Origin of the sequence: Pseudomonas pohangensis, from assembly GCF_900105995.1 — a bacterium.
Taxonomy (GTDB): domain Bacteria; phylum Pseudomonadota; class Gammaproteobacteria; order Pseudomonadales; family Pseudomonadaceae; genus Aquipseudomonas; species Aquipseudomonas pohangensis.
In genome coordinates this window covers 2,407,140-2,431,866 of the sequence record NZ_LT629785.1, presented here as the reverse complement: position 1 = coordinate 2,431,866, position 24,727 = coordinate 2,407,140, and the positions used below count along the sequence as shown (strand labels likewise).

General features: G+C 60.0%; 24 protein-coding genes. 13 read left to right on the top strand and 11 right to left on the bottom strand.

Annotated elements, in window-relative coordinates; genetic code table 11:
• Positions 1 to 25 precede the first annotated feature (25 nt).
• From prmC to BLT89_RS11420, 4 genes are all read left to right on the top strand, one after another.
• A complete protein-coding gene (prmC, locus tag BLT89_RS11435; protein WP_090195296.1) occupies positions 26 to 856 on the top strand; it encodes a peptide chain release factor N(5)-glutamine methyltransferase in 831 nt (276 codons plus the stop codon).
• Positions 853 to 1,620, top strand: a complete 768-nt coding sequence (locus BLT89_RS11430; protein ID WP_090198961.1) for a molybdopterin-synthase adenylyltransferase MoeB — start codon at positions 853 to 855, stop codon at positions 1,618 to 1,620. The genes prmC and BLT89_RS11430 overlap by 4 nt, the downstream gene beginning before the upstream one ends.
• Positions 1,610 to 2,404 (top strand): glutamate racemase, encoded by a 795-nt coding sequence (gene murI, locus BLT89_RS11425; RefSeq protein ID WP_090195292.1) that lies wholly within the window; start codon positions 1,610 to 1,612, stop codon positions 2,402 to 2,404. Before BLT89_RS11430 ends, murI begins: the two co-directional genes overlap by 11 nt.
• A 92-nt stretch (positions 2,405 to 2,496) precedes the next feature.
• Entirely contained in the window at positions 2,497 to 3,015 is a 519-nt protein-coding gene (locus BLT89_RS11420; RefSeq protein ID WP_090195288.1) for an acyloxyacyl hydrolase, read from the top strand.
• A gap of 164 nt (positions 3,016 to 3,179) precedes the next feature.
• On the opposite strand, the gene BLT89_RS11415 is transcribed toward BLT89_RS11420, so the two are convergent.
• From BLT89_RS11415 to BLT89_RS11405, 3 genes are read right to left on the bottom strand one after another with little or no spacing between them, the layout of a single operon-like run.
• Positions 3,180 to 5,729: a penicillin acylase family protein gene (locus BLT89_RS11415; protein ID WP_090195286.1), complete on the bottom strand. Its 2,550-nt coding sequence runs from the start codon at positions 5,727 to 5,729 to the stop codon at positions 3,180 to 3,182.
• Positions 5,730 to 5,776: 47 nt separating this feature from the next.
• The gene (locus BLT89_RS11410; protein ID WP_090195283.1) at positions 5,777 to 5,974 is read right to left on the bottom strand and encodes an SEC-C metal-binding domain-containing protein; all 198 of its coding nucleotides are present in this window, start codon (positions 5,972 to 5,974) and stop codon (positions 5,777 to 5,779) included.
• A gap of 5 nt (positions 5,975 to 5,979) precedes the next feature.
• Entirely contained in the window at positions 5,980 to 6,393 is a 414-nt protein-coding gene (locus BLT89_RS11405) for an LEA type 2 family protein (protein WP_408003045.1), read from the bottom strand.
• A 192-nt stretch (positions 6,394 to 6,585) separates the two neighbouring features.
• On the opposite strand from BLT89_RS11405, the gene BLT89_RS11400 reads away from it, so the two are divergent.
• A complete protein-coding gene (locus BLT89_RS11400) occupies positions 6,586 to 7,140 on the top strand; it encodes a hypothetical protein (protein WP_090195277.1) in 555 nt (184 codons plus the stop codon).
• A 32-nt stretch (positions 7,141 to 7,172) separates the two neighbouring features.
• Here the strand turns inward: BLT89_RS11400 and BLT89_RS11395 are convergent, their stop codons facing one another.
• The gene (locus tag BLT89_RS11395) at positions 7,173 to 7,640 is read right to left on the bottom strand and encodes a YchJ family protein (protein WP_090195274.1); all 468 of its coding nucleotides are present in this window, start codon (positions 7,638 to 7,640) and stop codon (positions 7,173 to 7,175) included.
• Between the two features lie 4 nt (positions 7,641 to 7,644).
• Complete coding sequence (locus tag BLT89_RS11390) at positions 7,645 to 8,142, bottom strand: DUF6231 family protein (RefSeq protein ID WP_090195272.1); 498 nt, start codon at positions 8,140 to 8,142, stop codon at positions 7,645 to 7,647.
• A gap of 194 nt (positions 8,143 to 8,336) precedes the next feature.
• On the opposite strand from BLT89_RS11390, the gene BLT89_RS11385 reads away from it, so the two are divergent.
• From BLT89_RS11385 to BLT89_RS11375, 3 genes are all read left to right on the top strand, one after another.
• Positions 8,337 to 9,029 (top strand): OmpA family protein, encoded by a 693-nt coding sequence (locus tag BLT89_RS11385; RefSeq protein ID WP_090195270.1) that lies wholly within the window; start codon positions 8,337 to 8,339, stop codon positions 9,027 to 9,029.
• A 99-nt stretch (positions 9,030 to 9,128) separates the two neighbouring features.
• Positions 9,129 to 9,860 carry an OmpA family protein gene (locus tag BLT89_RS11380; protein ID WP_090195267.1) on the top strand — a complete coding sequence of 244 codons (732 nt, stop codon included), beginning with the start codon at positions 9,129 to 9,131 and terminating at the stop codon, positions 9,858 to 9,860.
• Positions 9,861 to 9,956: 96 nt separating this feature from the next.
• The gene (locus BLT89_RS11375) at positions 9,957 to 10,292 is read left to right on the top strand and encodes a DUF1145 domain-containing protein (protein ID WP_090195265.1); all 336 of its coding nucleotides are present in this window, start codon (positions 9,957 to 9,959) and stop codon (positions 10,290 to 10,292) included.
• On the opposite strand, the gene BLT89_RS11370 is transcribed toward BLT89_RS11375, so the two are convergent.
• On the bottom strand, positions 10,242 to 10,706 hold the full coding sequence (locus BLT89_RS11370) for a CopD family protein (RefSeq protein ID WP_090195262.1): 465 nt from the start codon (positions 10,704 to 10,706) through the stop codon (positions 10,242 to 10,244). The genes BLT89_RS11375 and BLT89_RS11370 overlap by 51 nt on opposite strands.
• Before the next feature lie 97 nt (positions 10,707 to 10,803).
• Here BLT89_RS11370 and dinG point away from each other — a divergent pair, with 97 nt between their 5' ends.
• The 3 genes from dinG (at position 10,804) to BLT89_RS11355 (ending at position 16,597) form a co-directional block, all read left to right on the top strand.
• On the top strand, positions 10,804 to 12,948 hold the full coding sequence (gene dinG, locus BLT89_RS11365; RefSeq protein ID WP_090195259.1) for an ATP-dependent DNA helicase DinG: 2,145 nt from the start codon (positions 10,804 to 10,806) through the stop codon (positions 12,946 to 12,948).
• A gap of 255 nt (positions 12,949 to 13,203) precedes the next feature.
• Entirely contained in the window at positions 13,204 to 15,384 is a 2,181-nt protein-coding gene (locus BLT89_RS11360; RefSeq protein WP_090195256.1) for a beta-agarase, read from the top strand.
• A gap of 67 nt (positions 15,385 to 15,451) precedes the next feature.
• Complete coding sequence (locus tag BLT89_RS11355) at positions 15,452 to 16,597, top strand: serine hydrolase domain-containing protein (protein ID WP_090195254.1); 1,146 nt, start codon at positions 15,452 to 15,454, stop codon at positions 16,595 to 16,597.
• Positions 16,598 to 16,789: 192 nt separating this feature from the next.
• Here the strand turns inward: BLT89_RS11355 and BLT89_RS11350 are convergent, their stop codons facing one another.
• Entirely contained in the window at positions 16,790 to 18,124 is a 1,335-nt protein-coding gene (locus BLT89_RS11350; RefSeq protein ID WP_090195251.1) for a putative bifunctional diguanylate cyclase/phosphodiesterase, read from the bottom strand.
• Between the two features lie 185 nt (positions 18,125 to 18,309).
• On the opposite strand from BLT89_RS11350, the gene pdxH reads away from it, so the two are divergent.
• Positions 18,310 to 18,957 carry a pyridoxamine 5'-phosphate oxidase gene (gene pdxH, locus BLT89_RS11345; RefSeq protein ID WP_090195248.1) on the top strand — a complete coding sequence of 216 codons (648 nt, stop codon included), beginning with the start codon at positions 18,310 to 18,312 and terminating at the stop codon, positions 18,955 to 18,957.
• Between the two features lie 5 nt (positions 18,958 to 18,962).
• On the opposite strand, the gene BLT89_RS11340 is transcribed toward pdxH, so the two are convergent.
• Positions 18,963 to 19,199 (bottom strand): hypothetical protein, encoded by a 237-nt coding sequence (locus tag BLT89_RS11340; RefSeq protein WP_090195245.1) that lies wholly within the window; start codon positions 19,197 to 19,199, stop codon positions 18,963 to 18,965.
• 117 nt (positions 19,200 to 19,316) lie between these two features.
• Between BLT89_RS11340 and BLT89_RS11335 the strand changes: the two genes are divergently transcribed.
• The gene (locus BLT89_RS11335; RefSeq protein WP_090195242.1) at positions 19,317 to 19,781 is read left to right on the top strand and encodes an outer membrane lipoprotein; all 465 of its coding nucleotides are present in this window, start codon (positions 19,317 to 19,319) and stop codon (positions 19,779 to 19,781) included.
• A gap of 58 nt (positions 19,782 to 19,839) precedes the next feature.
• Here BLT89_RS11335 and kefC read toward each other — a convergent pair whose 3' ends face one another.
• From kefC to BLT89_RS11320, 3 genes are all read right to left on the bottom strand, one after another.
• Complete coding sequence (kefC, locus tag BLT89_RS11330) at positions 19,840 to 21,660, bottom strand: glutathione-regulated potassium-efflux system protein KefC (protein WP_090195239.1); 1,821 nt, start codon at positions 21,658 to 21,660, stop codon at positions 19,840 to 19,842.
• Between the two features lie 118 nt (positions 21,661 to 21,778).
• Positions 21,779 to 23,230 (bottom strand): anion permease, encoded by a 1,452-nt coding sequence (locus BLT89_RS11325; RefSeq protein ID WP_090195237.1) that lies wholly within the window; start codon positions 23,228 to 23,230, stop codon positions 21,779 to 21,781.
• 131 nt (positions 23,231 to 23,361) lie between these two features.
• Positions 23,362 to 24,651, bottom strand: coding sequence for an OprD family porin (locus BLT89_RS11320; protein WP_090195235.1), 1,290 nt, complete (start codon positions 24,649 to 24,651; stop codon positions 23,362 to 23,364).
• Between the last annotated feature and the right edge of the window lie 76 nt (positions 24,652 to 24,727).

The following is a 24,727-nucleotide window of genomic DNA, read 5'->3' as shown; positions in this document are numbered from 1 at the left end:
CCCGCCGGCGGAGATAGACAGCTGAATGCCGAGCATTGAAGAACTGCTGAACAGTGCCGCCTTGCCGGACTCGCCCACGGCGCGTCTGGATGCCGAGCTGTTGCTGGCGGCAGCGCTGGGCAAGCCGCGCAGCTATCTGCACACCTGGCCCGAGCGTCAGCCAGAGCCGGCACAACTGCAAACCTTTGGCGACTGGCTGGCCCGCCGCCAGCAAGGCGAGCCGGTGGCCTATATCCTTGGCCGGCAAGGCTTCTGGTCGCTGGATCTGGAGGTGGCTGCGCATACCCTGATTCCGCGTGCCGATACCGAGTTGCTGGTGGAAACGGCCCTGCAGTTGCAGCCGGCGAGCGCGCGACAGGTGCTCGACCTGGGCAGCGGCAGTGGTGCCATCGCCCTGGCGCTGGCTGTTGAGCGCCCGCTCTGGCAGGTGCTGGGCGTTGACCGTGTGGAAGAGGCCGTCGCACTTGCCGAGCGCAACCGCCAGCGACTGCTGCTGGATAACGCCCGCTTTGTGCCTGGCCACTGGTTTCAGCCACTGGCAGGGCAGCGTTTTGCGCTGATTGTCAGCAATCCACCTTACATTGCCGCAGGTGATGAGCATTTGCAGTTGGGCGATGTACGCTTTGAACCTGACAGCGCGCTGGTTGCCGGAGTGGATGGGCTCGACGATATTCGCCTGATCATCCAGCAGGCGCCGGACTATCTGCAACGTGCCGGATGGCTGGTGCTGGAGCATGGTTTCGAGCAGGCTGAAGCGGTGCGCGAGCTGTTGGCGGCGCGCGGCTTCAGCGCTGTGGAAAGTCGCCTCGATCTGGGCGGACATCAACGGATTTCACTGGGGCAGTGGCCAGCATGACAGCTGAACTGAGCGACGAGGAACTGATGCGTTACAGCCGGCAGATTCTGCTGGCGCAGATCGATATCGCCGGACAGCTGCGCCTGCAGCAGTCCAGCGTACTGATAATCGGTCTCGGCGGGCTTGGCTCACCGGTAGCCCTGTATCTGGCCGCCGCCGGCGTTGGTTGTCTGCATCTGGCGGATTTTGACCGGGTCGATCTGAGCAACCTGCAGCGGCAGATTGTGCATGACTGCAGCACTCTCGGGCAGCTCAAGGTGCAATCGGCGGCGCAGCGGTTACGGCAGATCAACCCGCAACTGGATTTGCAGTTGCACGAGCGTGCCATGGATGCCGATTCCCTTGCAGCGGCCGTCGCGGTTGTCGATCTGGTGCTGGATTGCTCGGACAATTTCGGCACCCGCGAGGCGGTCAATGCCGCTTGCGTGGCTGCGGGCAAACCATTGGTCAGCGGCGCAGCCATCCGCCTGGAAGGACAACTGTCGGTTTTCGATCCGCGCCGGGCCGATAGCCCCTGCTATCACTGTTTGTATGGTCATGGCAGCGAGGCGCAGCTGACCTGCAGTGAAGCCGGCGTGGTCGGTCCGCTGGTTGGTCTGGTCGGCAGCTTGCAGGCTCTTGAAGCGCTGAAACTGCTGGCTGGTTTTGGCGAGCCGCTGGTGGGTCGCCTGTTGCTGATCGATGGACTGGCCACGCGCTTTCGCGAACTGCGCGTCAAACGTGATCCGGGCTGCAGCGTGTGCGGGGTTCAGCATGCAGGGTAATGCTCCGGTGGGCGTATTCGATTCCGGGCTCGGCGGTCTGTCGGTATTGCGCGAAATCCGCCAGCTGTTACCGCAAGAGAGATTGTTTTATGTGGCTGACAGCGGGCATGTGCCCTATGGCGACAAGAGTCCGGAGTTCATTCGCCAGCGTAGCCAGCTGATTGCCGGCTTTCTGCTGGAGCAGGGGGCGAAGGCGCTGGTAGTGGCGTGCAATACAGCCACGGCCGCAGCAGTGCTGAGCCTGCGTGAAACCTGGCCACAACTGCCGATTATCGGTATGGAGCCGGCGGTCAAACCCGCTGCCGCCGCGACGCGCAGTGGAGTGGTGGGGGTGCTGGCGACTACCGGCACGCTGCAAAGCGCCAAATTTGCCGCGTTGCTTGATCGCTTTGCCAGTGATGTGCGGGTGATTACCCAGCCCTGTCCCGGGCTGGTGGAGTGTGTCGAGGCCGGTGAGCTGGCCAGTCCGGCTACCCGCCAGTTGTTGCAGGCGCTGGTGGCACCTTTGCTGGCGCAGGGCTGCGACACGCTGATCCTGGGCTGCACCCACTATCCGTTTATCAAGCCGCTATTACGTGAGCTGGTGCCTGAATCGGTAAGCCTGATTGATACCGGTGAGGCAGTGGCGCGCCATCTGCAACGGCTGCTGGCCGAGCGCGGCCTGCTGGCTTCGCAGCACTCGGGTGCAGATGCCTTCTGGTCGAGTGCCGATACGACGAAAGTCTCAGCTGTTTTGCCGGTTCTTTGGGGCAAAATCGAAATGGTGAACCCGTTACCCGTTTGACGAAGTCGGAGGTAAGCCGGTTGCTGCTGACTGTTTTGCTCTGGTATTTTCCCCCGGCGGAAAGAAGTGATAACAAACAATAAGGAAACCCCATGAAAAAACTGATTGCCTCTGGCTCGCTGGCGCTGATCTGTCTCGCCAGCGCATCTGCGGCACTGGCTACCGACTTGTCCGGCTCGGTCGGCACGACTGACGACGGCAGCATGGTCTACCGGCTCGGGACGCAGTTCGATTTTGCCGATAGCTGGCTGCAAAGCGATAGCGGAAAATTATCCGGCTATTGGGATGCGGGCTACACCTATTGGGAATCTGGCCATGGCAGCGCTGGCAATAACAGTGTGTCCTTTGCGCCGGTGTTCGTTTACGAGTTTGCCGGCCAGAGCGTGCGCCCGGTCATTGAAGCAGGCATTGGGGTTGCGCTGTTCAGCAGCTCCAAAGTGGACGGAAACAAACTGGGGCAGACCTTCCAGTTCGAGGACCGCTTAGGCTTTGGCTTGCGCTTTTCCGGGCAGGAAGTCGGTGTGCGGGCGATTCATTACTCCAACGCGGGCCTGAATGACCCGAATGACGGCGTAGAGAGCTATAGCCTGTATTACCGTACCGCGCTTTGAGTGAAGCGGGCTTTGGTCGAGGCCCGTGAAAGTGCCAAGTCCAATAAATCCGGGACAAAGAAAAGGGCGCCATTGGCGCCCTGAAAACAACTTTATGGGAGTAAGTCCGTAACTGTGAGTCCGCTAGAGCCGGATTGGTTCAACCGGGCCCGACGAACGGTCATTTATTTTCCCGGCAAGAGCAATAATCCGCTGTTGCCGTAGGTTTTCTGCAGGTTTTTCGCCTGCATCGGAAAACTCATGTACTGGCCCTTGAGCCAGGCATCAATGCCATCGGCGTAGTGCGGGCTGGCCGGGTTGCCGGACTGGCCGGAGCTGTTCAGGCCGATCATCGGCTCCTCGCGATTGAAATCAACGATGATGCGCATGGCCGGTATCAGCCAGGTATCGAAATCCTTGCCCCAGTGGTAGGCAGAAACATTCAGTGTCGAGTGATCGCCGCCAGCAGGGTAGGGGCCGCGATCCAGATAGCTGCGCAGCGCCTCGATGCTGATACGCTCGCTTTCACTCATGAACGGTGCCATTTGGCTGGCGTCGCTGGCCCAGGTGTAGGTGTGCAATTTTCCCCACTGCCAGTCGCGCGGGTCACGACCGAACCTTTCCTCGCAAAATGACTGTGCTGCCGCCAGGCTGCGCGCCAGGATAACTGCCTTGTCTTCCTTCTCCGCTGTGCTGATATCGTCCCAGAACGGGCTGTCGCTGCGCCCCAGCAGGTGGTCGGCCTGGGCTGAATAAGACATGTCGGCACTTTCCACCAGTGCCTGCCACGCCGGCGAGTCTTGCGGGCCGAGTTCGTCGAGGAAGATCTGTTTGGCGCTTTCCTGCAGAAAGGCGGCGTAAAGCGCTGCGTCCGCAGAGGTGGCGGACAGCTTGCCGTCAAAGCCCTGCAGCCGCTGGAGTGCTGCCCTGGCCTGGCCTGGTTGCGCATCCGGCAAGCCAGCAATGGCTTTCTGCAGGGCAGGCGCCAGGTCGCCAGCTGCCAGCATGGCCTGCAGCTTGCTGACAAAGGGCGAAGTCTGGTCGTACTGCAGGTCAATCATGCTTTGCGTATCGTGCTGGCGCGCCGGGGCCAGTTGGGCGATGCGTTCAGCACGTTCCGGGTAATACCAGGAATTGGACATCTGCACGGCATAGCCACTGGCGACCGTGCGCTGGTTGGCCGTACCCAGCCAGCCCTGGGGCGGGTCCTGATCGTAGGGGTGCAGCATGCTGTCGGCGAAGCCGTCCCAGTCGTAGTGACTGTCCCAGCCCGGCGATGGCAGCAGGCCGCGCCCGCCGCGGCGGTTGGGGTAACGGCCGGTGACCTGCCAGGCAATGTGCTGTGCATCGGCATACAGCAGGTTCAGCCCGGCGGCGCGGATATTGCGGGCCGGTTCGTTGGCCTGCTCGACCGATTGTGCGCGCGCTAGCTGAAAGAAGGCATCCAGACTCTGGTCGGGTTCCGCCAGCGAGGTTTGCAAGGCCAGGCCCAGGCCGCTGCTGAGCGACAGCGGTTGCAATGGATGCTTGCGCTGCCCGAGAAGCGAATTGAGCAGCGGCCCGTGGCGGGTTGCATAAAGGGTCTCGCGGACCGGTCGTTCACCCTTGATGAAAAAGGTCTCTTGGCGCTGGCTGAGCGGTAGCCATTTACCATCGGCCAGGTACAGCAGCTGATTGCCTTCGCGCTTGATCTTCTCGAGGAAGATGTCCTGGTTGTCGGCCATGACCATGGTCATGCCCCAGGCCAGCTTGCCGTTGAAGCCGGCAATCACACTCGGCACACCGGCCAGACTGACCCCGGCCGCCTGATAGCCAGGGGTGCGTATCTGCACGAAATTCCATGCCGAGGGCATCGACAGCGGCAGGTGGGTGTCATTGGCCAGCAGGCTTTTGCCGCCCTTGCTCAATGCCGGGGCAATCGCCCAGTTGTTCGAGGCGGCAACCCCGAGCATGTCCAGTCCGGCAATCTGTTTGACTGTGTGGTCGAGCCTGGCCAGGCCGGGGATCTGGCCATCCAGCGGCAAGCCCTGAAGTTTTTCGGTTTCATCGAAGGGCAGGGGTTCGTCCGGATAGGTGGGCATCAGCCAGGCCAGCTGGGTGCTGCCGACTTTCTGCGCCAGGATCAGGGCGTTGATTTCTTCCTGCAGGTTCATCGACAGCCCGAAGTTCAGCAGGCTGAACACCAGCGCCGAGTCTTCCGGCACCCAGTAGGCCGGCTGGTAGCCAGACTCGGCCAGATCCATCGGCAGTTTGTCGCGGTTCTGATAGAGGTAGGCATTGACGCCGCGGGCATAGACTTCGTAAGCCTTTTTCAGTTGTGGCGAGGCCGACTGATACATGCGCGTGGCGCTTTGCTTGAGATTGACGGCGCGCATGAACCTGTCCAGTTCCAGCACGCCGGGGCCGGCCAGTTCCGCCAGGCGCCCTTCTGCCATCAGGCGCATGCCGAGCATCTGGCTCAGGCGGTCACTGGCATGCACATAACCCAGTGCGAACAGCGCATCGTGCATGTTGCTGCTTTCGATCAGCGGCATGCCCAGGGCATTGCGGCGAATCTCGGCACTTTGCGCCACGCCGCGCAAATGCATGACACCGGATTGGGGTATCACGCTGTCGGCATACTGGCTGTCGAGAAATGCCTTGCAGCCAGATAGCGCAAGGCTGGCGCCGAGTACTGCAGCAGCAAGGCCGCAGCTAGAGGTGCGCGAAGCAAAGAGAGGCCGGCGGTGTTTCATTGGTGAACCCGAGAGTTGCTGGGGGGACAGACTGATCCGGAAAGGACTCAGGCGCCGTGGCACTTCTTGAATTTTTTCTGGCTGCCGCATGGGCATGGATCGTTGCGGCCGACATCTTTCAGCGGATTGCGCACGGGATCCTGATGGCTGTGGTTGCAGTCGGGTCCGTGCACATGGCCGTGATCGTGGTCATGCTCATGGTCATGGTTGCAGTCAGGGCCATGGACATGGGGTTCGTTGGGCATTGCAGTTACTCCGGAATGAAATTGCCAGGGATGATTTCGCCAGAGCGTGACAGATGTACGCTGCGAGTGAACCATGAGCCGGCTTCAACCTGACCCTCCAGACGATAACGGATAGGGTCGTTGGGGTTCTTCAGCATTTTGATGACCTGTTTTAGATTGCGCCACAGGTTTGTGCGAACGGGGACCTTGATCGTGGTACTGCTTCTGGCTGGAAGGTTGTAACTGATGCTGCTTTGTCCTTCGGCCAGTTTGATCTCGTTGAGATAGACGCTGTAGCCGAGGTCTTCTATATCCAGACTGAAATCGTTCGGGTTTTCCACGCGGAAATACAGATTGAACTTTTGTTCAAGCAGTTTTGCCCGGACTACCTCGACTTTCACCAGATGGATGCTGGGGTCACGAAACTCGCCAACCAGCATGCTGCTGCAGGCAGAAAGGAGTAAAACCGGGATTAGCAGCGCGATGCGCTTTATTATTGTTCTTGTGGCGGGGAAAAGCATGCCTTCACTCCAGAGTAAGGCGCAGTGTAACAAGCCACTAATGCCGTGCAATCGGTTGTTTGGGAAAAAACTTGCGGCATACTGCCAGCAGTAACTGACAGGAGTTGAGCGATGAGCCTTTATGAAGTTGCGTTCTCGGGAAAACTGCTTGCCGGTGCCCAGCCCGAGGTGGTGAAGGCCAATCTGGCGAAAATCTTCCAGGCGGATGAGCAGCGCATAGCCCAGCTGTTTTCCGGGCGCCGGATTGTCATCAAGAGCGGTCTGGATGCGGCCGGTGCCGAAAAGTACCGGGAGATTCTTGCGCGTGCCGGAGCCGAGCTTGAGGTGCGGGCGCTGCAGCAGGGACCGGCAGAGCCAGCCATGCGGCCTGAAAGCGCATCAGCAGTCCCGCCGGCGCCTGCCGCAGCAGAGAGCACGGACAAACCGGGCAAGCTCAAGGTGGCTCCGCGCGATGAATACATGGCGGCGTTTGTTCACGTGGAAGCACCCGATCTCGGCATTGCGCCATTGGGCGCCGATTTGAAGGATAAAACGCCACCTGCAGAGGCACCCGAGGTAGATCTGAGTCAGTTCAGTCTGGCGCCGGTCGGCAGTGATATGGGTCAGGAAAAAGGCGGTCCTGCAGCGCCACCACCGGATACTTCACACCTGAAATTGCAGGACTGAGCCCGAATCCTTGGTAGTGCTGGGTCAGAAGACTACTTGAAGGTGCTGCAACATTTCTTGAATTTGCCACCGCTGCCGCATGGGCAGGGGTCGTTCCGTCCCGCTCTCAGCGGTATTCCGGGATCAATAAACAACCAGCGCCCGTTGCGTTGCACGAATACGGAACATTCCTGATGTTCATGCAGGCCTTCAGCGTCTTCCCAGCGCGCGCTGAATGTAACTCTTGCATGGCCGAAGGGGTCCGTGGCCGGCTCCGAGCCCAGTATGGTCAACCCAAGCCATTTGCTCTGCAGGCTCCATTCTTCGATTGCCGACCTGTCGATGCCGGACTGCTGTACTGGCAGGGTAGTGGCAATCAGGTAGTCGATCCTGCCCAGGACGTATGCGCTGTAGCGCGAGCGCATCAGTGCTTCTGCAGAAGGAGCGGGTGCGCCTGCATGCAAGCGCCCGCAACACTCGGACAAAAGCTGTCCGCTAGCGCAAGGACAGGTCTGGGCCATCAGCTCACCACCAGTATTTGCCGAAGTTTTGCGGATTGGCCCAGAATTTGGCGTTCAGCCAGTCCGGTACCTGCTTGTAGTCGTGGAGATCGTAGGTGAACAGGTGGAGGGTCTGCTGCTCGCGCTGAAAACGTTCGCTGGCTTGCATGGCCAGCGCGTAAAAGTCAGCCTCGTTCCAGTCGCAGGCTTGCAGGTCAACCATTACTGTCAGACGATGGGCATTAAGGTTGCGGATGCCGGCAATCAGCTCCAGGGCCGAACGTTTGGGCAAATGTTCCAGACAATCGGCCACTATCGCCAGATCGAAACGTTGCGCGGCTACTTCTGCCGGCAAACCGGTGATATCCGCACGGCAAATTCGGCAATCAGCATGGGTTGCGCTGAATGCACTGATAGCAGGGAGGTCACAGGCGCCAACGGTCAACAAACGGGCAGGATTTTCCCGTTCCAGCAATGCTGCCAGCGCCTGTTGCGGGGTACGAGTCGACAAGATTGCGGACATTAAGCTACTCGTGAGTTGTATTGGGGCATGCCAGGCCGGTCTGCCGTTACGGACAATCCTGGCCGAAAAGCGCTGCAGACGCCTATTGCAAGTGGATTTGCGCTTGGTTTACCAATTGTTTCTAGCGTATTCTAGCAGCGACGGCTTAACTGCATGTCATCGGTTACTGGCCGATTCACCTAAGGAGATAACAAATGAGCATGATGAAAAAAACACTGCCTATGCTTCTGCTGGCGACGGCCTTGACCGGCTGCTCGACTTTTGAACGTGGTGACAATATTCCACTCTGTGCTGCCATTGGCGGTGTAGTTGGTGGTGGTCTGGGCGCTACCGAAAGCGCTGCTGTAGCTGGTTGGGGCGCTCTGGGCTTCGGTCTGACCGCTGCTGCCTACTGCTGGGTGCACGGCGACGAAGACGGCGACGGCGTAACCAACAAGAATGACAAGTGCCCAGGCACGCCAAAAGGCACCGAAGTTGATGCTGACGGCTGCCCGGTTCCGGTTGTAGTGGTTGAAGAAGTCGTAGTTGTTGAGCCGGACGTTGTTCTGGTAGTTAACAACCTGCACTTTGCCTTCGACTCCGATGTGGTTTCGGAAACCGACAAGGCAGAACTCGACCGTCTGGCTGCTGCGCTGAAAAGCGAAGCTCCGGATGCCACTCTGGCACTGGCCGGCTTTACTGACAGCGTAGGTACTGATGCTTACAACCAGAAGCTGTCAGAGCGTCGTGCTGTAGCCGTAGCCAACTATCTGGTGGCTCAGGGCGTACCGCAGGCCAGCATCGTTGGCGTGATCGGTGAAGGCGAAAGCAATCCGGTTGCCGATAACGCAACTGCTGAAGGCCGTGCTGAAAACCGTCGCGTAGAAATCGCGATCGATCGCCAGTAAGCGATAAGGCGAATCGCTATGTGCAACTTGTGCATAGCGATTTGACCGTCTTTACTCCTGTATCATCGGTACGCATCGGTGATACAGGAGATCCACCAAATGAGAAATTCTTTCTCGCAGCGTTTCATCCCCTTTCTTTTAGCAGCCGGTGTTCTTTCGGGTTGTGCCTCTACCTCGAGTAACGGGGAAGCTGTGCTCAATCAGGACAACTGGCCAATCTGTACAGCCATAGGCGCAGTCGCCGGTGGCGGGCTGGGCGCAATCGAGAGCTCTACAGGCGCTGCCATAGGCGCTGGTCTGGGTGCGGTTGTAGGCAGCCTGATCTGTTATACCCTCGATGGTGATCAGGACGCAGATGGTGTTCACGACAGACGTGATACCTGTCCCGAGACACCTGCCGGCAGCAAGGTCTTCCCCAATGGTTGTCCGGTGAAAGTTTATCCCGACAAAGTGCCTGCAGAAGTAGTGGCTCCGCCGCAGGACGAAGTCATAGTGCTGAGTGATTTGGGCGGCGTGATGTTTGCTACCGGCTCCGCCGAGCTCTCTGGAGACAGCAAGGACCTGCTGGCCGATATCGCCAACCGCTTGAACGGCCAGCCTATGATCGGTGCAAAAGTGGTGGGTTACACCGACAGTGTCGGCTCTGAAGCCTCCAACAAGCTGCTTTCCGAGCGCCGCGCCAGGAGCGTGAGTGATTTCCTGGTTTCGCAGGGCGTTCCAGCCGACAAGCTGACCCAGGAAGGACTGGGAGAAAGCAACCCTGTAGGTGACAACGAAACGGCGGAAGGGCGTGCAGCCAACCGGCGGGTAGAGATTTCCGTAGACCGTTGATGTTGCTGGCTAGACCGAAGGGGGAGCCATGGCTCCCCCTTTTTTATCAATTGAACAGAATAGTGTTGCATTGAAAAGGTTTGAGGAGTTTTACCGGTGAAGTATCTGTCATTGGCCGGAAAGTTTGCCCTGCTGCTGTTCTGGTTCGCCTGTCTGGCTGCCTTGAGCACCCCGCTGGCCAAGCCTTTTGCCAGCTTGCTTGGTCTGGTTGCAGCACTGCTCGTGCTGGTTAACCTGACAAGTCTTGTGCTGTTTGGCTTGCAGCCACAAGGTCGCAGTCCGTGGTCCGTGCGCCTGCAGTTGCTGTTGTTTGGCGTTTTTCAGCAGCTGGCCCCGGTGGCGGAAACTGGTGTGGCCAGTGAGGGCTTGCCTGTTGCGTTGTCAGAAGGTCAGGCGCGAGCCGGCCAGACTGACCAGCAGCATGCCGATTAACAGATTGATCCCTACCAGCCGGCGGATCTTGCCCAGCACCGCGCCACCCTGTGGCCAGTCCTCGCTGGCAACCGCCTGTTTCAATCCGGGCAGCAACAACAACTGGATGCGCAGGAACAGCGAGAGCATCACCAGATACAGGCCGATCATTACCTGAATGTACTGCGGGGCGGTTTCAATGCCCTGCTGGCGCAGGTGCAGCATGCCGAAGCCGGTGATCGGCAATACCAGCACCGCCAGCCAGACCCAGCGGAAGAAGCGCGGCAGCACATCACTCCATAATCCCAGACGTGCCGGGGCTTGCAGCATGTCGACGGCGGCCGGGCGCAGAATCATCCAGGCGAAAAACATGCCGCCCACCCAGATGACAGCGCAAAGCAGGTGCAGGACATAAACAAGGGCATTGATCAGCATGAGCAACTCCGGACAGCGCGGTGACGGGTAGCGCGTTATCATAGCGGTCCAGCCGCGTGACTGAAAATTTCTTCAGTCCACTCACAAGCGATTCTGCATGCTCAGTAACGAACTAAAAACCGGAATCCAGGGCGCCTACAGCCGTTTTCTCGAGGCCAAGGAGCTCAAACCGCGCTATGGGCAGCGTCTGATGATTGCCGAAGTTGCCAAGGTGCTGGGCAGCATCAAGGTAGATGAGGAAGGGCATCGCGCGGGAGAGCCGGCTGTGGTGGCCGTGGAGGCGGGCACGGGTACGGGCAAGACCGTGGCCTATAGTCTGGCAGCGATTCCTGTGGCCAAGGCCGCCGGCAAACGTCTGGTCATTTCCACGGCAACGATTGCCTTGCAGGAGCAGATCGTCAACAAGGATTTGCCGGATATCCTGCGTAACAGCGGACTCAATTTCAGCTTTACCCTGGCCAAGGGCCGCGGGCGCTACCTGTGCCTGTCCAAGCTGGATCTGCTGCTGCAGGAAGGCCAGGCGCAGAACAGCACGGCACAGCTGTTCGCCGAAGAAGGCTTTCGCATTGATGTGGACGAGAACGGCCTGCAGTTGCTCACGCAAATGATGGAGCGCCTGGCCGGCAATCGCTGGGATGGCGATCGCGATTCCTGGAGCGAGGCCATCGAGGATGCCGATTGGGCGCGGGTGACCACCGACCACAGCCAGTGCACCAACCGGCGCTGCCCGAACTTCCAGCAGTGCGCTTTCTACAAGGCCCGCGAAGGCATGACCAAGGCCGATGTGATCGTCACCAACCACGACATGGTGCTGGCGGATCTGGCGCTGGGCGGCGGCGTGGTTCTGCCGGATCCGCGTGACACCCTGTATATCTTCGATGAGGGCCACCATCTGCCCGACAAGGCAATCGGCCACTTTGCCCATTCCACCCGCCTGCGCGCCACCGCCGACTGGCTGGGTCAGGTGGAGAAGAATCTGACCAAGCTGCTGGCACAACATCCATTGCCCGGCGAGTTGGGCCGGCTGATCGGCGCTGTGCCCGAGCTGGCCCGTGAGCTGCGCACCCAGCAACAGTTCATGTTCAGTGCCTGCGAGGAGCTGGCCGATTTTCGCAATGGCGAAGATATGGAAGGCCGCGAGCGGCCACGCCACCGCTTTGTCGCCGGCGTCGTGCCGGAGCATCTGCTTGAGCTGGCGAGCGAGCTGAAGAAAGGCTTTGCGCGGCTCAACGATCTGTTTACCCGGCTCGCCGAAATGCTCAAGCAGGCGATGGATGGTGAGGCGGGCGTCGGCCTGGGCAGGCAGCAGGCCGAGGAGTGGTATCCGCTGTTCGGCAGTCTGCTGGCCCGCGCCGAGGGTAACTGGGAACTATGGTGTGCCTTTACCGCCGAGGACCCGGATGACCGTCCGCCGATGGCGCGCTGGCTGAGCCTGGCCGATAGCGGTTCGCAGTTCGATATCGAGGTCAATGCCAGCCCGATTCTGGCCGCCGATACGTTGCGCCGCACCCTGTGGAATGTGGCATACGGCGCCTTGCTGACCTCGGCCACCCTGACGGCGCTGGGCAGCTTTGAGCGGCTGTGCATGCGTGCAGGATTGCCCAAGTGTGCCGTGACGGCGGTAGTGCCCAGCCCGTTCCTGCATGCAGATGCAGGGGTGTTGCGGGTGCCGGACCTGCAGGCCGATCCGCGCGATGCGCTGGCGCATACGGCGGCCATCGTGCGTGAGTTGCCGGCGATTCTCGGCGCTGCCCGCGGCAGTCTGGTGCTGTTTGCCTCGCGCAAACAGATGCAGGGTGTGTTTGACGGGCTGGAGCGCGAATGGCGGCAGCGCGTGCTGATCCAGGGCAACCTGTCCAAACAGGAGACGTTGAACAAGCATAAGCGGCGTGTCGATGACGGCGAACCCAGTGTGTTGTTCGGGCTGGCCAGTTTTTCCGAGGGTGTGGACTTGCCGGGGGCCTATTGCGAGCATGTGGTGATCGCCAAAATACCCTTTGCCGTACCGGATGATCCGGTGGAAGCGGCACTCTCCGAATGGATCGAGGCACGTGGCGGTAATCCGTTCATGGAGATTTCCGTACCCGACGCTTCCTTGCGGCTGATCCAGGCTTGCGGGCGGTTACTGAGAACTGAAGAAGATCGCGGCACCATCACCCTGCTCGACAGGCGTCTGGTCACCCAGCGCTATGGCAAGGCGATTCTGAATGCCTTGCCACCGTTTCGACGGGAGATTGCCTGACGCGGACAAACGCGGGTAGCTTGACGGTTATCACTGGTTGCAACTGATGATGGCGCGATACTGAAAGTGCGGATGCAGGCATTATTGCAGACAGGTTTTCGCATCCCGTCCGTAGCTGATTGTTTTATTCAACATATTGAATTTAAAAGAAAATATTAATAACTTCAAAGCGAATCCGGCGACAGCTGATTGTCTCGGGAGGCGCAGTTCGGGTCTGCTACAGGAGACACAGGGAAGCAAATGAAGCGAGAGTGCATGACATGGCGTGGCGTGGCGTTGCTGGTCCTGTGGCTGGGAAGCGCATGGCCGGTCGGCGCCGCCGAAAACAGCGAACTGTACAACTTCGTCAAGCCGCTGGATGTGGTCAGCCTGGAGTTGGCGGGCACCCTGTTGCCGAGCCAGACTGCCGAGGAAACCGGCTCGGGTGAGATATTGCGCCGGCTGACCTTCAAGCCGGTCGAGCAGCCGGCCCTGCGCCTGTTGCCGCAAGCGGGCCACTGGGACTGGACCGGTGCCGGGGCCATGTCCCTGCGTATACAGAACGCTATGGATTGGGCCATTACCCTGGACGTTTCCATCGAGAGTGCTGGCGGCAAGGTTCTGCGTGCCAGGGTAGCGCTGCCGGCGGGTCCTGCGCAGACCTTGCTGCTGCCGCTGGCAGTCACTTCGCCATTGGCCCATGGCATGCGCGCGGGGCCGCCAATGCCCTGGAGCGAGGGTGGCCAGCGCTGGCTGCTGGCGGAAACCGTCGAGGGTGAGCTGGCTGCGGATCAGGTGCTGGCGGTCAGCCTGTCGATACCGCAGCCGGATAGTGCGCAGAGTATCCTGCTTGGTCGTTTCGGTACCCGCCAGGACGACCTGCAGGCGCCGCTGTATACGCAGCTGGTGGATTCCTTCGGGCAGTACACGCGGGCCAGCTGGCCGGAGAAGGGCAGGGATCTGGCGCAACTCCAGGGCATGCTTGCGCGGGAGAAGGCCCAGCTGCAGGACTGGCTGGCGAAACGCCCGGCCACCGATCAGTTTGGTGGTTTGCTCGATGGTCCGGTGTTCAAGACCACCGGCTTCTTTCATACCAGCAAACTGGATGGCCGCTGGTATCTGGTTACCCCGGAAGGCCATGGGTTTTTTTCCCTTGGCGTGAATACGGTAAGCAGCGCACACAGCAAAACCTATGTCGAGGGGCGTGAAGCCATGTTCGACAGCCTGCCGCCAGCGGATGATCCACTTTCCGCGTTTTACGGCACGGGTGACAACCGCAGTGACAACGGTGCCAACCGTGGCCGGGCCTTCGATCATGGCCGCTGGTATGACTTCTACAACGCCAACCGGCTGCGACTGTATGGCGCTGCCGACCCGGCACAATGGCGAGCTTTGAGCCTGGATCGCCTGCAGGCCTGGGGCTTCAATACGCTGGGCAACTGGAGTGATCCGGAGTTCGCCGGCAATCAGCGCGTCCCTTACACCATGCCACTGTCGATTCAGGGTGATTTTGCCTCGATTCAGACCGGGCAGGACTGGTGGGGCGGCATGCCGGACCCTTTCGATCCGCGCTTTGCCATGGCCGCCGAGCGGGCCATCGCCATTGCCAGCCGGGACCTGCGCGATGATCCCTGGCTGATCGGTTATTTCGCGGATAACGAATTGGCCTGGGCGGCTCCGGGCAACGATGCCGCTTCGCGTTATGCGCTGGCTTACGCCACCCTGCGGCTGACCACCGACGTGCCGGCCAAGCGTGCATTTCTCAAGCAGCTGCGTGACAAGTACCGCAACCAGAACGGTATTTCCAAGGCCTGGGGCATCGATCTGCAGGCCTGGGAGCTGATGGAGGATCCGGGGTTCCAGGCGCCGTTGCCGGATCCGGCGTATCCGCAGATCGAGAAGGATCTGCAGAACTTCCTGCGCCTGTATGCCGACACCTATTTCAAGACCATTGTCGATGCATTGAAATGGCACGCGCCCAATCAGCTGTTGCTTGGTGCCCGTTTTGCCGTGACAACCCCGGAAGCCGTGGCTTCCTGCGCCCAGTACTGTGATGTGCTGAGTTTCAATTTTTACACCCGCACACCGCAGTCCGGGTATGACTGGAGCCTGTTGCACGAGCTGGACAAGCCGGTGCTGGTCAGCGAATTCCATTTCGCTTCGCGCGATCGCGGGCCGTTCTGGGGTGGTGTCAGTGAAGTGGCCAGCGAAGCAGATCGCGGCCCGGCCTACGCCAACTTCCTCGCCGAATCGCTCAAGGAGCCGCAGCTGGTTGGGGTGCACTGGTTCCAGTACCTTGATCAGCCGGTCACGGGCCGCTTGCTGGATGGCGAAAACGGGCATCTGGGGCTGATCGGCATAACCGATGTGCCGTTCCGTGGTTTTGTCGAAACGGTGCGCAAGGCCAATCTCGCGTTGCCGGAGCAGTGGTTGCGCAGCGCCGGCAAGCAGCCGTAAGCGCCTGGCACACCTGTGCCCCGAGCCGGCACAGGTGCAGATGACGATATAGCCTGGGAGAAAGTCAGTGCAGGTACAGGGATTTTTCGATGTGCATTTCGAGGCAGTGCGTGATGCCTTTGCCGGATTGTTCGACGACCCGCAGCAGCGCGGTGCCGCACTGTGCATCCGGATTGGCGATGAAACCGTGGTTGATCTGTGGGCCGGGCAGGCGGACAAGGAAGGGCAGGAGGCCTGGCACAGTGACACCATTCTCAACCTGTTTTCCTGCACCAAACCCTTTGCCGCAGTAACTGCCTTGCAACTGGTCGGAGAGGGGCGTTTGGCACTCGATACTCCGATCGCTGAGTACTGGCCGGAGTTTGCCGCGGCCGACAAGCAGCGCATCACCTTGCGCCAAGTGCTCTCGCATCAGGCCGGCCTGCCGGCATTGCGCCAAATGCGGGAGCCGGATGCCCTGTATGACTGGGCCGGCATGTGCGAAGCGCTGGCCGCCGAAGCACCCTGGTGGGAGCCTGGCAAACAGCACGGCTATGCGCCGATTACCTACGGCTGGCTGATTGGCGAGGTACTGCGGCGGGTTACCGGCAAGCTGCCGGGCGATGTCATCGTGGCGCGCACTGCGGCACCGCTGGGGCTGGACTTTCATATAGGTCTGGATGACGCTGATTTCCCACGGGTTTCCCACCTCTCCCGTGGCAAAGGCAATTTGGGCGATGAAGCTGCGCAAAGGCTGCTCAAGGTGAGCTTCACCCAGCCATCGGCCATGAGCACCCTGGCGTTCGCCAATCCACCGTCGATCCTGACCAGTTCGAACAAGCCGGAGTGGCGTCGTATGCAACAACCGGCAGCCAACGGCCATGGCAATGCCCGCAGCCTGGCCGGCTTCTACAGCGGCTTGCTTGATGGGCGCTTGCTGGAAAGTGACTTGCTCGCCGAGTTGACCCGGGAGCATAGCCGGGGTGAGGACCTGACCCTGCTGACCACTACCCGCTACGGCCTCGGCTGCATGCTGGATCAGCCGGAGGTGGCCAATGCCACTTTCGGCATGGGTCCGAAAAGCTTCGGGCATCCCGGGGCGGGGGGTTCTGTCGGTTTTGCTGATCCCGAGCGGGAAGTCGGTTTTGGTTTCGTCACCAACAGTCTCGGCCCCTATGTGTTGATGGATCCACGTGCGCAGCATCTGGCCAGTGCGCTCAAGGGCTGCCTGTAGTAGCCAGCCTGCTGCATTCGGCCTGGCAGTTTCGGCGCATCAGGCCTCGCCATAGTGGTGTGCTGTCGGGTGATTGCGCCTTGTCCCTGAATCTGTGGCAGACCAGCTTGAAGGCACAGACTGACCGCAGGGGGCGCCAGCTGTCAGGCTGAGGGGTTCAGGGTTGGCGATTTGGCGCCGGCAAAGCGGGAGTTATCTTCTTTTGCTGTGGTAGTCGGCCGACCAGTCCATCTTCTTCTGCTCCAGCAGCCAGTCGAGCAATTCCTTCTCGTGCATCGGCCGCGTGTGCAGATAGCCCTGCACGGCATCGACGCCTGCCTCGAGCAGGTAATCAAGCTGGGCATTGTTTTCCACGCCCTCGGCAACCACGGTCATGCCCAGTTCGTGGCCCAGCTGGGTGATGGCCTTGACCATGGAAAATACCCGCTGGTCAGCGGGCAGTGGCGCAATGAAGGCACGGTCGATCTTCAGCTTGCTGGCCGGGATGTCCTTCAGGGTGGCAAGGCAGGAATAGCCGGTGCCGAAGTCATCGATCGATAAACTGACGCCCATTTCGATGGCGTCGCGCAGGTGGTTTTGCACCAGCTCGGAGACGTCCATGAACAGCGACTCGGTGATCTCCAGCTCGATCAGTTCGGGCGCTACACCGCTGACCACCAGTGCGGTGTAAAGCGCTTTGGAGAACTTGGGTGCGGTCAGTTGCGCCCGTGAAACGTTCACCGCGATTTTGGTGTTGATGCCTGCTTCCGAGAGGTGCTTGGCCTGTATGGCTGCCTTGAGCAGGCACCATTCGCCGAGCCGGACAATCAGGCCGCTCTTTTCGGCGACCGGGATGAAGGTATTCGGTGCAACCAGTTCGCCGTTGATTTCGCAACGCATCAGCGCTTCAACGGATTCGACAGAGCCATCCAGACGCAGTACCGGCTGAAATTGCAGATACAGTCCGCCCGAATCAAGTGCTGCGTGCAGCTTGTGCTCTATCTCGAGTTCCTCTCTGGCCAGCTTGACTCCCAGCCAGCCTGGCAGCTGCTCCTCGCCAAAGATGACCATCTGGTCGCCGCCCTGTTGCTTGGCCTCGAACATGGCCAGTTCGGCACGGTGCAGAAAGGCACCGGTTTCTTCGGCGTACTCCAGGCTTGCCATGCCAATCGAACAGGTCGGATGCAGGGTGACTGCGCCGATCTTCAAAGGCTGTTTGATCAGTGCCATCACTTCGGCGGCCATCAGTGTGGCTTCACCGGCGGCATAGCCACTGGCCAGTAGCAGGAAGTCGTCGCTGCCCATGCGGGCCAGATGGGCGCGGTGCTGCAGGCGCTCCTGCATGCGCCCGGCCAGTTTGGCAATCACGTTGTCACCACCGACCATGCCCAGCGAACCATTAATCAGACGAAAACGGTCGATGTTCAGCCAGAGCGCAATCAGTGGCCGGCGGCTGCGTTTGGCATTCGCCGTGAGCCGCTTTGCCGTGCGTAGGCAGCCATGCCGATCGAGCAGGCCTGTAAGGGAGTCGATGCCTGTTGATTCCAATTAATTATCCGGTCTGGTTTCAATCTGACTTCAGAGTTGATCTATTTGCGCACTATAACAAGGTAATGGGCGTGACATGGTGCACATTTGACGCCATTGTCTTGGCGTTTTTGTAACTTGTTACAGATCAAGCACGCAAGCAGTCGAATGATTAAGCTAAGGCTTTAGGTTGCAGGAGAAATACCATGACCCAGTCACTTGCCGACATGCGCCGTGATTATACCCGTGAGGGCCTGGCTGAAAAGCAAGCGCCGGACGAGCCATTGAGCCTTTTCCGGCAATGGTTTGAAGATGCACGCAATACCGAGCAGCCACCGGTGGAGCCTAACGCGATGATGCTGGCAACGGTAGACCGGCAGGGGTATCCGCATTGTCGCGTGCTGTTGCTCAAGGCGCTGGATGAACGCGGCTTTACCTTCTTCACCAATTATGAAAGCGCCAAGGGCGAGGAACTCGCGGCTTGTCCTCTGGCGGCGATGACCTTCTTCTGGCCAAGTCTGGAGCGTCAGGTACGCATCGAAGGGCGGGTGGAACGGGTTACGCGGGAAGAGTCCGATGCCTATTTTCAGGTGCGCCCGCTGGGCAGTCGTCTTGGTGCCTGGGCTTCGCCGCAGAGCCGGGTGCTGCGTGATCGGGCCGAGCTGGAAGCGCTACTGGCCAGTGCCGAGCTGCGCTTCCTGGACAAGGCACCGCATTGTCCCGAGCACTGGGGCGGCTATCGCCTGCTACCGCAGCGCATCGAGTTCTGGCAGGGTCGGCCAAGCCGGTTGCATGATCGCCTCAATTACCGACTGGAGCCGGCCGGTTGGTTGCGTGAGCGGCTGGCGCCCTGACAGGCTCAGTCGGCGTGATAGTCGGCCGCCGCGCGCTCCAGCCGGGCCTGCAGTTCTGCGCCTTTGAGCTTTTGCTCCTGGGCCAGGGCCAGCTGCTCGAGCATGTAGTTTTTTTTGTCTGCGTCGTCGCCGGCCATCGACAAGGCCAGGTCGCGGTCGCCCCAGCGCTTGAAACGTACATACAGCCACCAGTGGAAATAAATCGCTGCAAAGGTCAGTGCGGCAATGATGAAATAATCCATGGATATCCCGGCTGGCTGGACTGAGGAGGGAAATTGTCGCACAAGATTTTCAGTCAGCGGGTGACAGTTCGCCTTTGGCGCGGTCTAATTGGACTACTTGTAAACGGAGAGAGTCTCATGCGTAAGCCTGTTTTGCTGGTTGCCGGATTCACTGCCATGGCCCTGCTGCTCGGTGGCTGTGCGTCCAATCTGTCGGGTGACAGCTATTCCCGTGATGAGGCGCGCACGGTACAGAATGTCCGGCTGGGTACCATCGAGTATCTGCGTCCGGTGCAGATCGAAGGTACCAAGACGCCTATCGGCGCTGGTGCTGGTGCTGCCGTAGGCGGAATCGGCGGCAGTACCATGGGCGGTGGCAAGGGCAGTTATGTGCTGGCGGTTATCGGTGCCCTTGCCGGTGGCCTGATCGGTGCTGCGGCTGAAGAAGGCCTGACGCGTACCCAGGGTGTGGAAATCACCGTGCGCGAAGACGATGGCACCTTGCGCGCGTATGTTCAGCAGGTCGAGCCCAATGAAGTGTTCCGCGTCGGCGAACGCGTGCGCATCATGACGGTGAACGGCACCAGTCGCGTCGCCCACTAAGATTGCTGGAAACATGAAAAACCCGCTCAGGCAGCGGGTTTTTTTATGGGCTGTGTAATCACTCGGGCTGATCCGCCGGGTGCTGTTGCGCCTGCCTGCGCTGCTCGGCGAACAGTTCTTCCAGTTGCCGGCGTGACTCCCTGGCGGCAGAGATCAGCCTGGCCTGGTCCTGGTGAAACGGGCGTACGGTTTCCAGCATTTTCTGGTTGTATTCGCGGAACCTGCTGATCGTCTGCCCGGCTGCATCCGCTGAATAGCCGAGCAGTTCCAGCACGCTCTGCGCACTCAGCAGGCTGGCCTCGAACAGTTCACGCTCGACCAGTTGCACACCCAGGTCGCGCATTTTGTGCCAGTGCGGCGCGTCGAAGGCGCGCGCGACAATGGTGGCCTGGGGGAAGTGTTCGCCGGCCAGTGCCGCGATTGCCAGTGACTGCTCGGGCTTGTCCACGGCTATGACCAGAATGCGCGCCTGGCCGGCACCGGCAGTGCGCAACAGATCCAGCCGCGAGGCATCGCCGTAGAACACTTTGTAGCCAAAGCGGCGGGCGGCCTCGATCATCTCGGCATTGTGGTCCAGTACGGTGGCACTCTGGCCGCTGGCATCCAGTACGCGGGCAATAATCTGGCCAAAGCGGCCGAAGCCGGCAATCAGCACCGGCGCATTCTGGGCCTCGGAAATTTCCGCCATGGGAGCTACGCCGCAATCGGCATAGCGCGGTAACAGCCAGCGGTCCATGGCCGCCAGCAGCAAGGGACTAACCAGCATCGACAAGGCCACTGCGCCGATCAGCAGCGAAGCCGTCTGCGCGTCGAGCACCTGTGCGCCCAGCGCCGCCTGGAACACCACAAAGGCAAACTCGCCACCCTGGGCCAGCAACAGGGTGAGCACCGGGCGTTCCTGAAATGGCACCTGCAACTGCCGCGCCAGCAGGTAGATCACCAGCCCCTTGAGCAGCAACAGCCCCAGTACAATGCCGAGCATCTGCAGCGGGAACTGCGCCAGTACGGCAAAGTCCACACTCATGCCCACGGCGATGAAGAACAGCCCGAGCAGCAGTCCCTTGAACGGCTCGATATTGGTTTCCAGTTCGCGCCGGTACTCGCTTTCTGCCAGCAGCACGCCGGCCAGAAAAGCGCCCAAAGCCATGGACAGACCAACCAGCAGCATCAGGCTGGCAATTCCGACCACCAGCAGCAGCGAAGTGGCGGTAAAGATTTCCGGTGTCTTGCTGCGAGCGATCCAGCGAAACAGCGGGCGCACCGCCAGACGGCCACCCAGCACAATGCCGGCAATCACGCCGATGATCTTCAGTGTTTCCAGCCAGGGGTTGCCGGCTGCTGTGTTGCCGACCACCTCGCCGATTGCCAGCAGGGGCAGCAGGGCCAGAATCGGGATGGCAGCGACATCCTGAAACAGCAGGATGGAGAAGCCGGCCTGACCGCTACTGGTCGGTAACAGGTTGCGCTCGGCGAGAACTTGCAAGGCGATCGCGGTACTCGACAGCGACAGGCCAAGGCCAGCCACCAATGCGATCCGCCAGTCATAGCCAAACGCCAGCCCTGCGCCAAACAGCACTGCTGCGCAGCCGATGACCTGGGCTGAACCCCAGCCGAAGATCGGTCGGCGCAGGTTCCACAAACGTTTGGGTTCAAGCTCCAGACCAACCAGAAACAGCATCAGCACCACACCGAACTCGGCAAAGTGCAGGATATCGGTGACATTGCTGACCAGCCCCAGGCCCCACGGGCCAATGGCAATCCCGGCGACCAGGTAGCCGATGATCGATCCCAGCCCCAGGGCCTGGCTCAGGGGCACGGCAATCACCGCAGCGCTCAGATAGATAAAGCTGTTGATCAGCCAGGCAGGGGCATGTTCCATGACTGTTACCTTGGCAATGGCGAGAAATCAGGAAGGCTGAAAAGATCCAGACGGCAACAGGTTGCGGCAGTGCGGCGGAAAAGTCAGGGTCATCTTGACCTGCCGTCACTTGGCAGCCTCAGCGGATCAATGCCAGCCAGGGTAGCCCGACGACCAGCAGGACGATTATGAACACAATGCCGAAGATGGCGCCCAGTCGCCAGTAATCCTTGCTGGGCAGGTAGCCGGAACCGAAATAGACCGGGCTCGGTCCGGTTGCATAAGGTGTCAGAATCCCCATGATTCCCAGTGTCAGGCACAGCATCAACGCGAACAGCTGCATGTCGATGCCCGGTATGTTGGCGCCCACTGCCAGCATCACGGGCAGCAGGGCAGTAACGTGTGCGGTGACGCTGGCAAACAGGTAATGCGTTACGTAGAAAATCATTACCAGCAAGACCATTGCCGTGAACGGCGCGAAGCCCTGCATGTGCACCGCAACCTGGTCAGCGAACCACTTGACGAAGCCCACCCTGTTCAGACCCTCGGCCAGAGCGACCAGCGTGGCAAACCAGGCCAGAGTGTTCCAGGCCGAGGCGTGCTTCATCATGTCATCCCAGCTGAAGACCCCGCTTAGCAGCATCAGCGAGATCACCAGAAGTCCGGTAGTGGTTGCGTTGATATAGCTGCCGGCGAAAATCCAGAGCCCGAGTGCCAGTGCTACCAGTACTGCCAGGATCAGCTCGTTGCCAGACAACTGCCCCATTTCGCTCAGCTCCCGGGCTGCCCATTTGGGTACCTCGTCGCCGTTCCTGATTTCCGGTGGATAGATCCAGTAGGTGATCAGCGGAATCAGGATCAGCAACACAATGCCAACCGGGGCGAATGCTTCGAACCAGTCCATCCAGCTGATCGAGATACTCGAGGTTTTCCTGACCAGCTCCAGCGCCAGCAGGTTGGGCGCCAGTGCCGTGAGAAACATCGAACTGGTTACGCAGGTGGTGGCGATGGCTACCCACATGATGTAGGAGCCAATCTTGCGTGCCGAGGGGTCGTTGGGCAGCGAGCCGTACAGGGTTGGCAGGTTGCGAATCACCGGGTAGATGGTGCCGCCGCTGCGGGCGGTATTGGAGGGCGTGAAGGGGGCGAGGAGGGTGTCCGCCAGAGCGATTGCATAGCCGAGTGTCAATGTCCGGCGGCCCATCCGGTTTACCAGCAGCAGTGCTATACGGCGGCCCAGGCCGGTCTTTTCATAGCCCAGGGCGAACATGAAGGCGCTGAAAATCAACCATACCGTGGTATTGGAAAATCCTGATACGGCCCAGTTGATTCCGGCATTTACCGGCTTGAAATCGGGGTTCTGCAGTTCTTGCGGAGCGAATAGCACCCAGGGCGCCAGCAGTGAAACCAGTGTCACGCCAATCATGCCGATGGCGCCGCCAGGCAGTGGTTCAAGCATCAAGCCAACGATGACGCCGGCAAAAATAGCGAAGAAATACCAGGCGTGTGGCGCAAGATTTTCCGGTGTGGGCAGCAGGGCCAGCCCCAGTGCAACCATGATTGGCGTCAGGATTTTAAGTCTGAGGTTCATCCTGTGGTTACCCCGCAGTGAGTGTCAGGGCTGCTGGCCAATGTTTGCTGCCTGACAGCTGCCACAAACAAAAAGGGTAGATTGTCTTTCGACAATCTACCCTCGGTCTCACTGTAGCCTATCTGCCGCTACTACCAGAGTGCGGTGGTGTAGCTGATGATCAGACGGTTCTCGTCGAGATCCTTGGTGCCCTTGTTCAGGTTGGAGCGGTAGGTGGCGTTACGCCATTTCACTGCCAGACCTTTGAGTGCTTCGTCCTGGAAGGCGTAGGCGATGTCGGTGTCGCGTTCCCATTCCTCACCTTCACTGACATTGGAACCGCGGTCGATGTTGTCACCGTTGACGTAGCGGGTCATCAGGCTCAGGCCGGGGATGCCGTAGCTGGCAAAGTTCAGGTCGTAACGTGCCTGCCATGATTTTTCGTCGATGCCGGCGAAGTCACCAATCTGTACATAGTTGACCAGGTACGGGTCGGTTCCGCCGATGTAGGCGAAGGCGTTGTCGCCGTTCATCTGCTGGTAAGCAGCGCTGAACGTGTGGGCGCCGATGCCATAGCTGAGCATGCCGTTGGCAGACTTGTTGTCCAGCGAGCCGGCTTTGTTGTCGCCGGTATCATCACTTTTGGCATAACGCAGGTCGGCCTTGATGAACTGGCCGTCAGCCAGTGGCAGGGTATAGATGATGCCGCCGAAGTTCTGGCTGTAGATGTCTTCCAGCTTGCTGTAGTAGTAAGCCAGACTGAGTTCCTTGGTCAGTGCATAGGTACCACCGGCGAACTGGAAGTGGTCGCTGGATTCCAGCGGCTTGCCATTCAGGGTCAGGTCCTGGTTGTCGGTGGAGTCACGCTGCTTGACCTTTTCCAGCTGGCCGGCATTGAAATCGAGACCTTCGATTTCCAGCATGTTGCCGTGGGTACCGAGGAAGGTCTGTGGCAGCAGGCGCGAGTCATTGGAACCAACTGCGGGGTTTTTCAGCTGCAGGGTGCCGCCCTTGAGCACGCTCTTGGAAATGCGCATCTTGCCGGTGGCGCCGAGAGAGGCGTATTCACTCGGTGCTTCGCCGGTTTCATTGCTCGATGGCAACAGGCCGGTTCCGCTACGACCGCGGCCCGAATCCAGGCGAACGCCGACCAGGCCAAGCCCGTCTACGCCGAAGCCGACCGGCCCTTCAGTAAAGCCGGATTCCAGGCGCACCAGGAAGCCTTGTGCCCACTCGGCGGAGTAGGCTTTGGTATCGCCCGGCTTGCCCTTGATCGGGACTTGCGGTGCGTCCTGGCGGTAATCGCGGTTCATGTAGAAGTTACGCAGCTCGATGGTGCCCTTGCTGTCCTTGATGAACTCGGCGTGAGCCAGCATCGGCATGCTCAAGCCACAACCAAGGACTGCCAGAGTCACGGCGCGGGAAAGTGGATTAATGCGCATTTATAGTTATCTCCTCGTTTTGATCGGCCGGGCTGTGTGCCGGGGTGTTACAGCATGTATCCGAATTGTTGCAACG

Bases quoted from the DNA above. Each gene is read 5' to 3' on its own strand.
- prmC (WP_090195296.1), top strand. From the start codon at position 26: ATGCCGAGCATTGAAGAACTGCTGAACAGTGCCGCCTTGCCGGACTCG.
- BLT89_RS11430 (WP_090198961.1), top strand. From the start codon at position 853: ATGACAGCTGAACTGAGCGACGAGGAACTGATGCGTTACAGCCGGCAG.
- murI (WP_090195292.1), top strand. From the start codon at position 1,610: ATGCAGGGTAATGCTCCGGTGGGCGTATTCGATTCCGGGCTCGGCGGT.
- BLT89_RS11420 (WP_090195288.1), top strand. From the start codon at position 2,497: ATGAAAAAACTGATTGCCTCTGGCTCGCTGGCGCTGATCTGTCTCGCC.
- BLT89_RS11415 (WP_090195286.1), bottom strand. From the start codon at position 5,729: ATGAAACACCGCCGGCCTCTCTTTGCTTCGCGCACCTCTAGCTGCGGC.
- BLT89_RS11410 (WP_090195283.1), bottom strand. From the start codon at position 5,974: ATGCCCAACGAACCCCATGTCCATGGCCCTGACTGCAACCATGACCAT.
- BLT89_RS11405 (WP_408003045.1), bottom strand. From the start codon at position 6,393: ATGCTGGTTGGCGAGTTTCGTGACCCCAGCATCCATCTGGTGAAAGTC.
- BLT89_RS11400 (WP_090195277.1), top strand. From the start codon at position 6,586: ATGAGCCTTTATGAAGTTGCGTTCTCGGGAAAACTGCTTGCCGGTGCC.
- BLT89_RS11395 (WP_090195274.1), bottom strand. From the start codon at position 7,640: ATGGCCCAGACCTGTCCTTGCGCTAGCGGACAGCTTTTGTCCGAGTGT.
- BLT89_RS11390 (WP_090195272.1), bottom strand. From the start codon at position 8,142: ATGTCCGCAATCTTGTCGACTCGTACCCCGCAACAGGCGCTGGCAGCA.
- BLT89_RS11385 (WP_090195270.1), top strand. From the start codon at position 8,337: ATGAGCATGATGAAAAAAACACTGCCTATGCTTCTGCTGGCGACGGCC.
- BLT89_RS11380 (WP_090195267.1), top strand. From the start codon at position 9,129: ATGAGAAATTCTTTCTCGCAGCGTTTCATCCCCTTTCTTTTAGCAGCC.
- BLT89_RS11370 (WP_090195262.1), bottom strand. From the start codon at position 10,706: ATGCTGATCAATGCCCTTGTTTATGTCCTGCACCTGCTTTGCGCTGTC.
- dinG (WP_090195259.1), top strand. From the start codon at position 10,804: ATGCTCAGTAACGAACTAAAAACCGGAATCCAGGGCGCCTACAGCCGT.
- BLT89_RS11360 (WP_090195256.1), top strand. From the start codon at position 13,204: ATGACATGGCGTGGCGTGGCGTTGCTGGTCCTGTGGCTGGGAAGCGCA.
- pdxH (WP_090195248.1), top strand. From the start codon at position 18,310: ATGACCCAGTCACTTGCCGACATGCGCCGTGATTATACCCGTGAGGGC.
- BLT89_RS11340 (WP_090195245.1), bottom strand. From the start codon at position 19,199: ATGGATTATTTCATCATTGCCGCACTGACCTTTGCAGCGATTTATTTC.
- BLT89_RS11335 (WP_090195242.1), top strand. From the start codon at position 19,317: ATGCGTAAGCCTGTTTTGCTGGTTGCCGGATTCACTGCCATGGCCCTG.
- kefC (WP_090195239.1), bottom strand. From the start codon at position 21,660: ATGGAACATGCCCCTGCCTGGCTGATCAACAGCTTTATCTATCTGAGC.
- BLT89_RS11325 (WP_090195237.1), bottom strand. From the start codon at position 23,230: ATGAACCTCAGACTTAAAATCCTGACGCCAATCATGGTTGCACTGGGG.
- BLT89_RS11320 (WP_090195235.1), bottom strand. From the start codon at position 24,651: ATGCGCATTAATCCACTTTCCCGCGCCGTGACTCTGGCAGTCCTTGGT.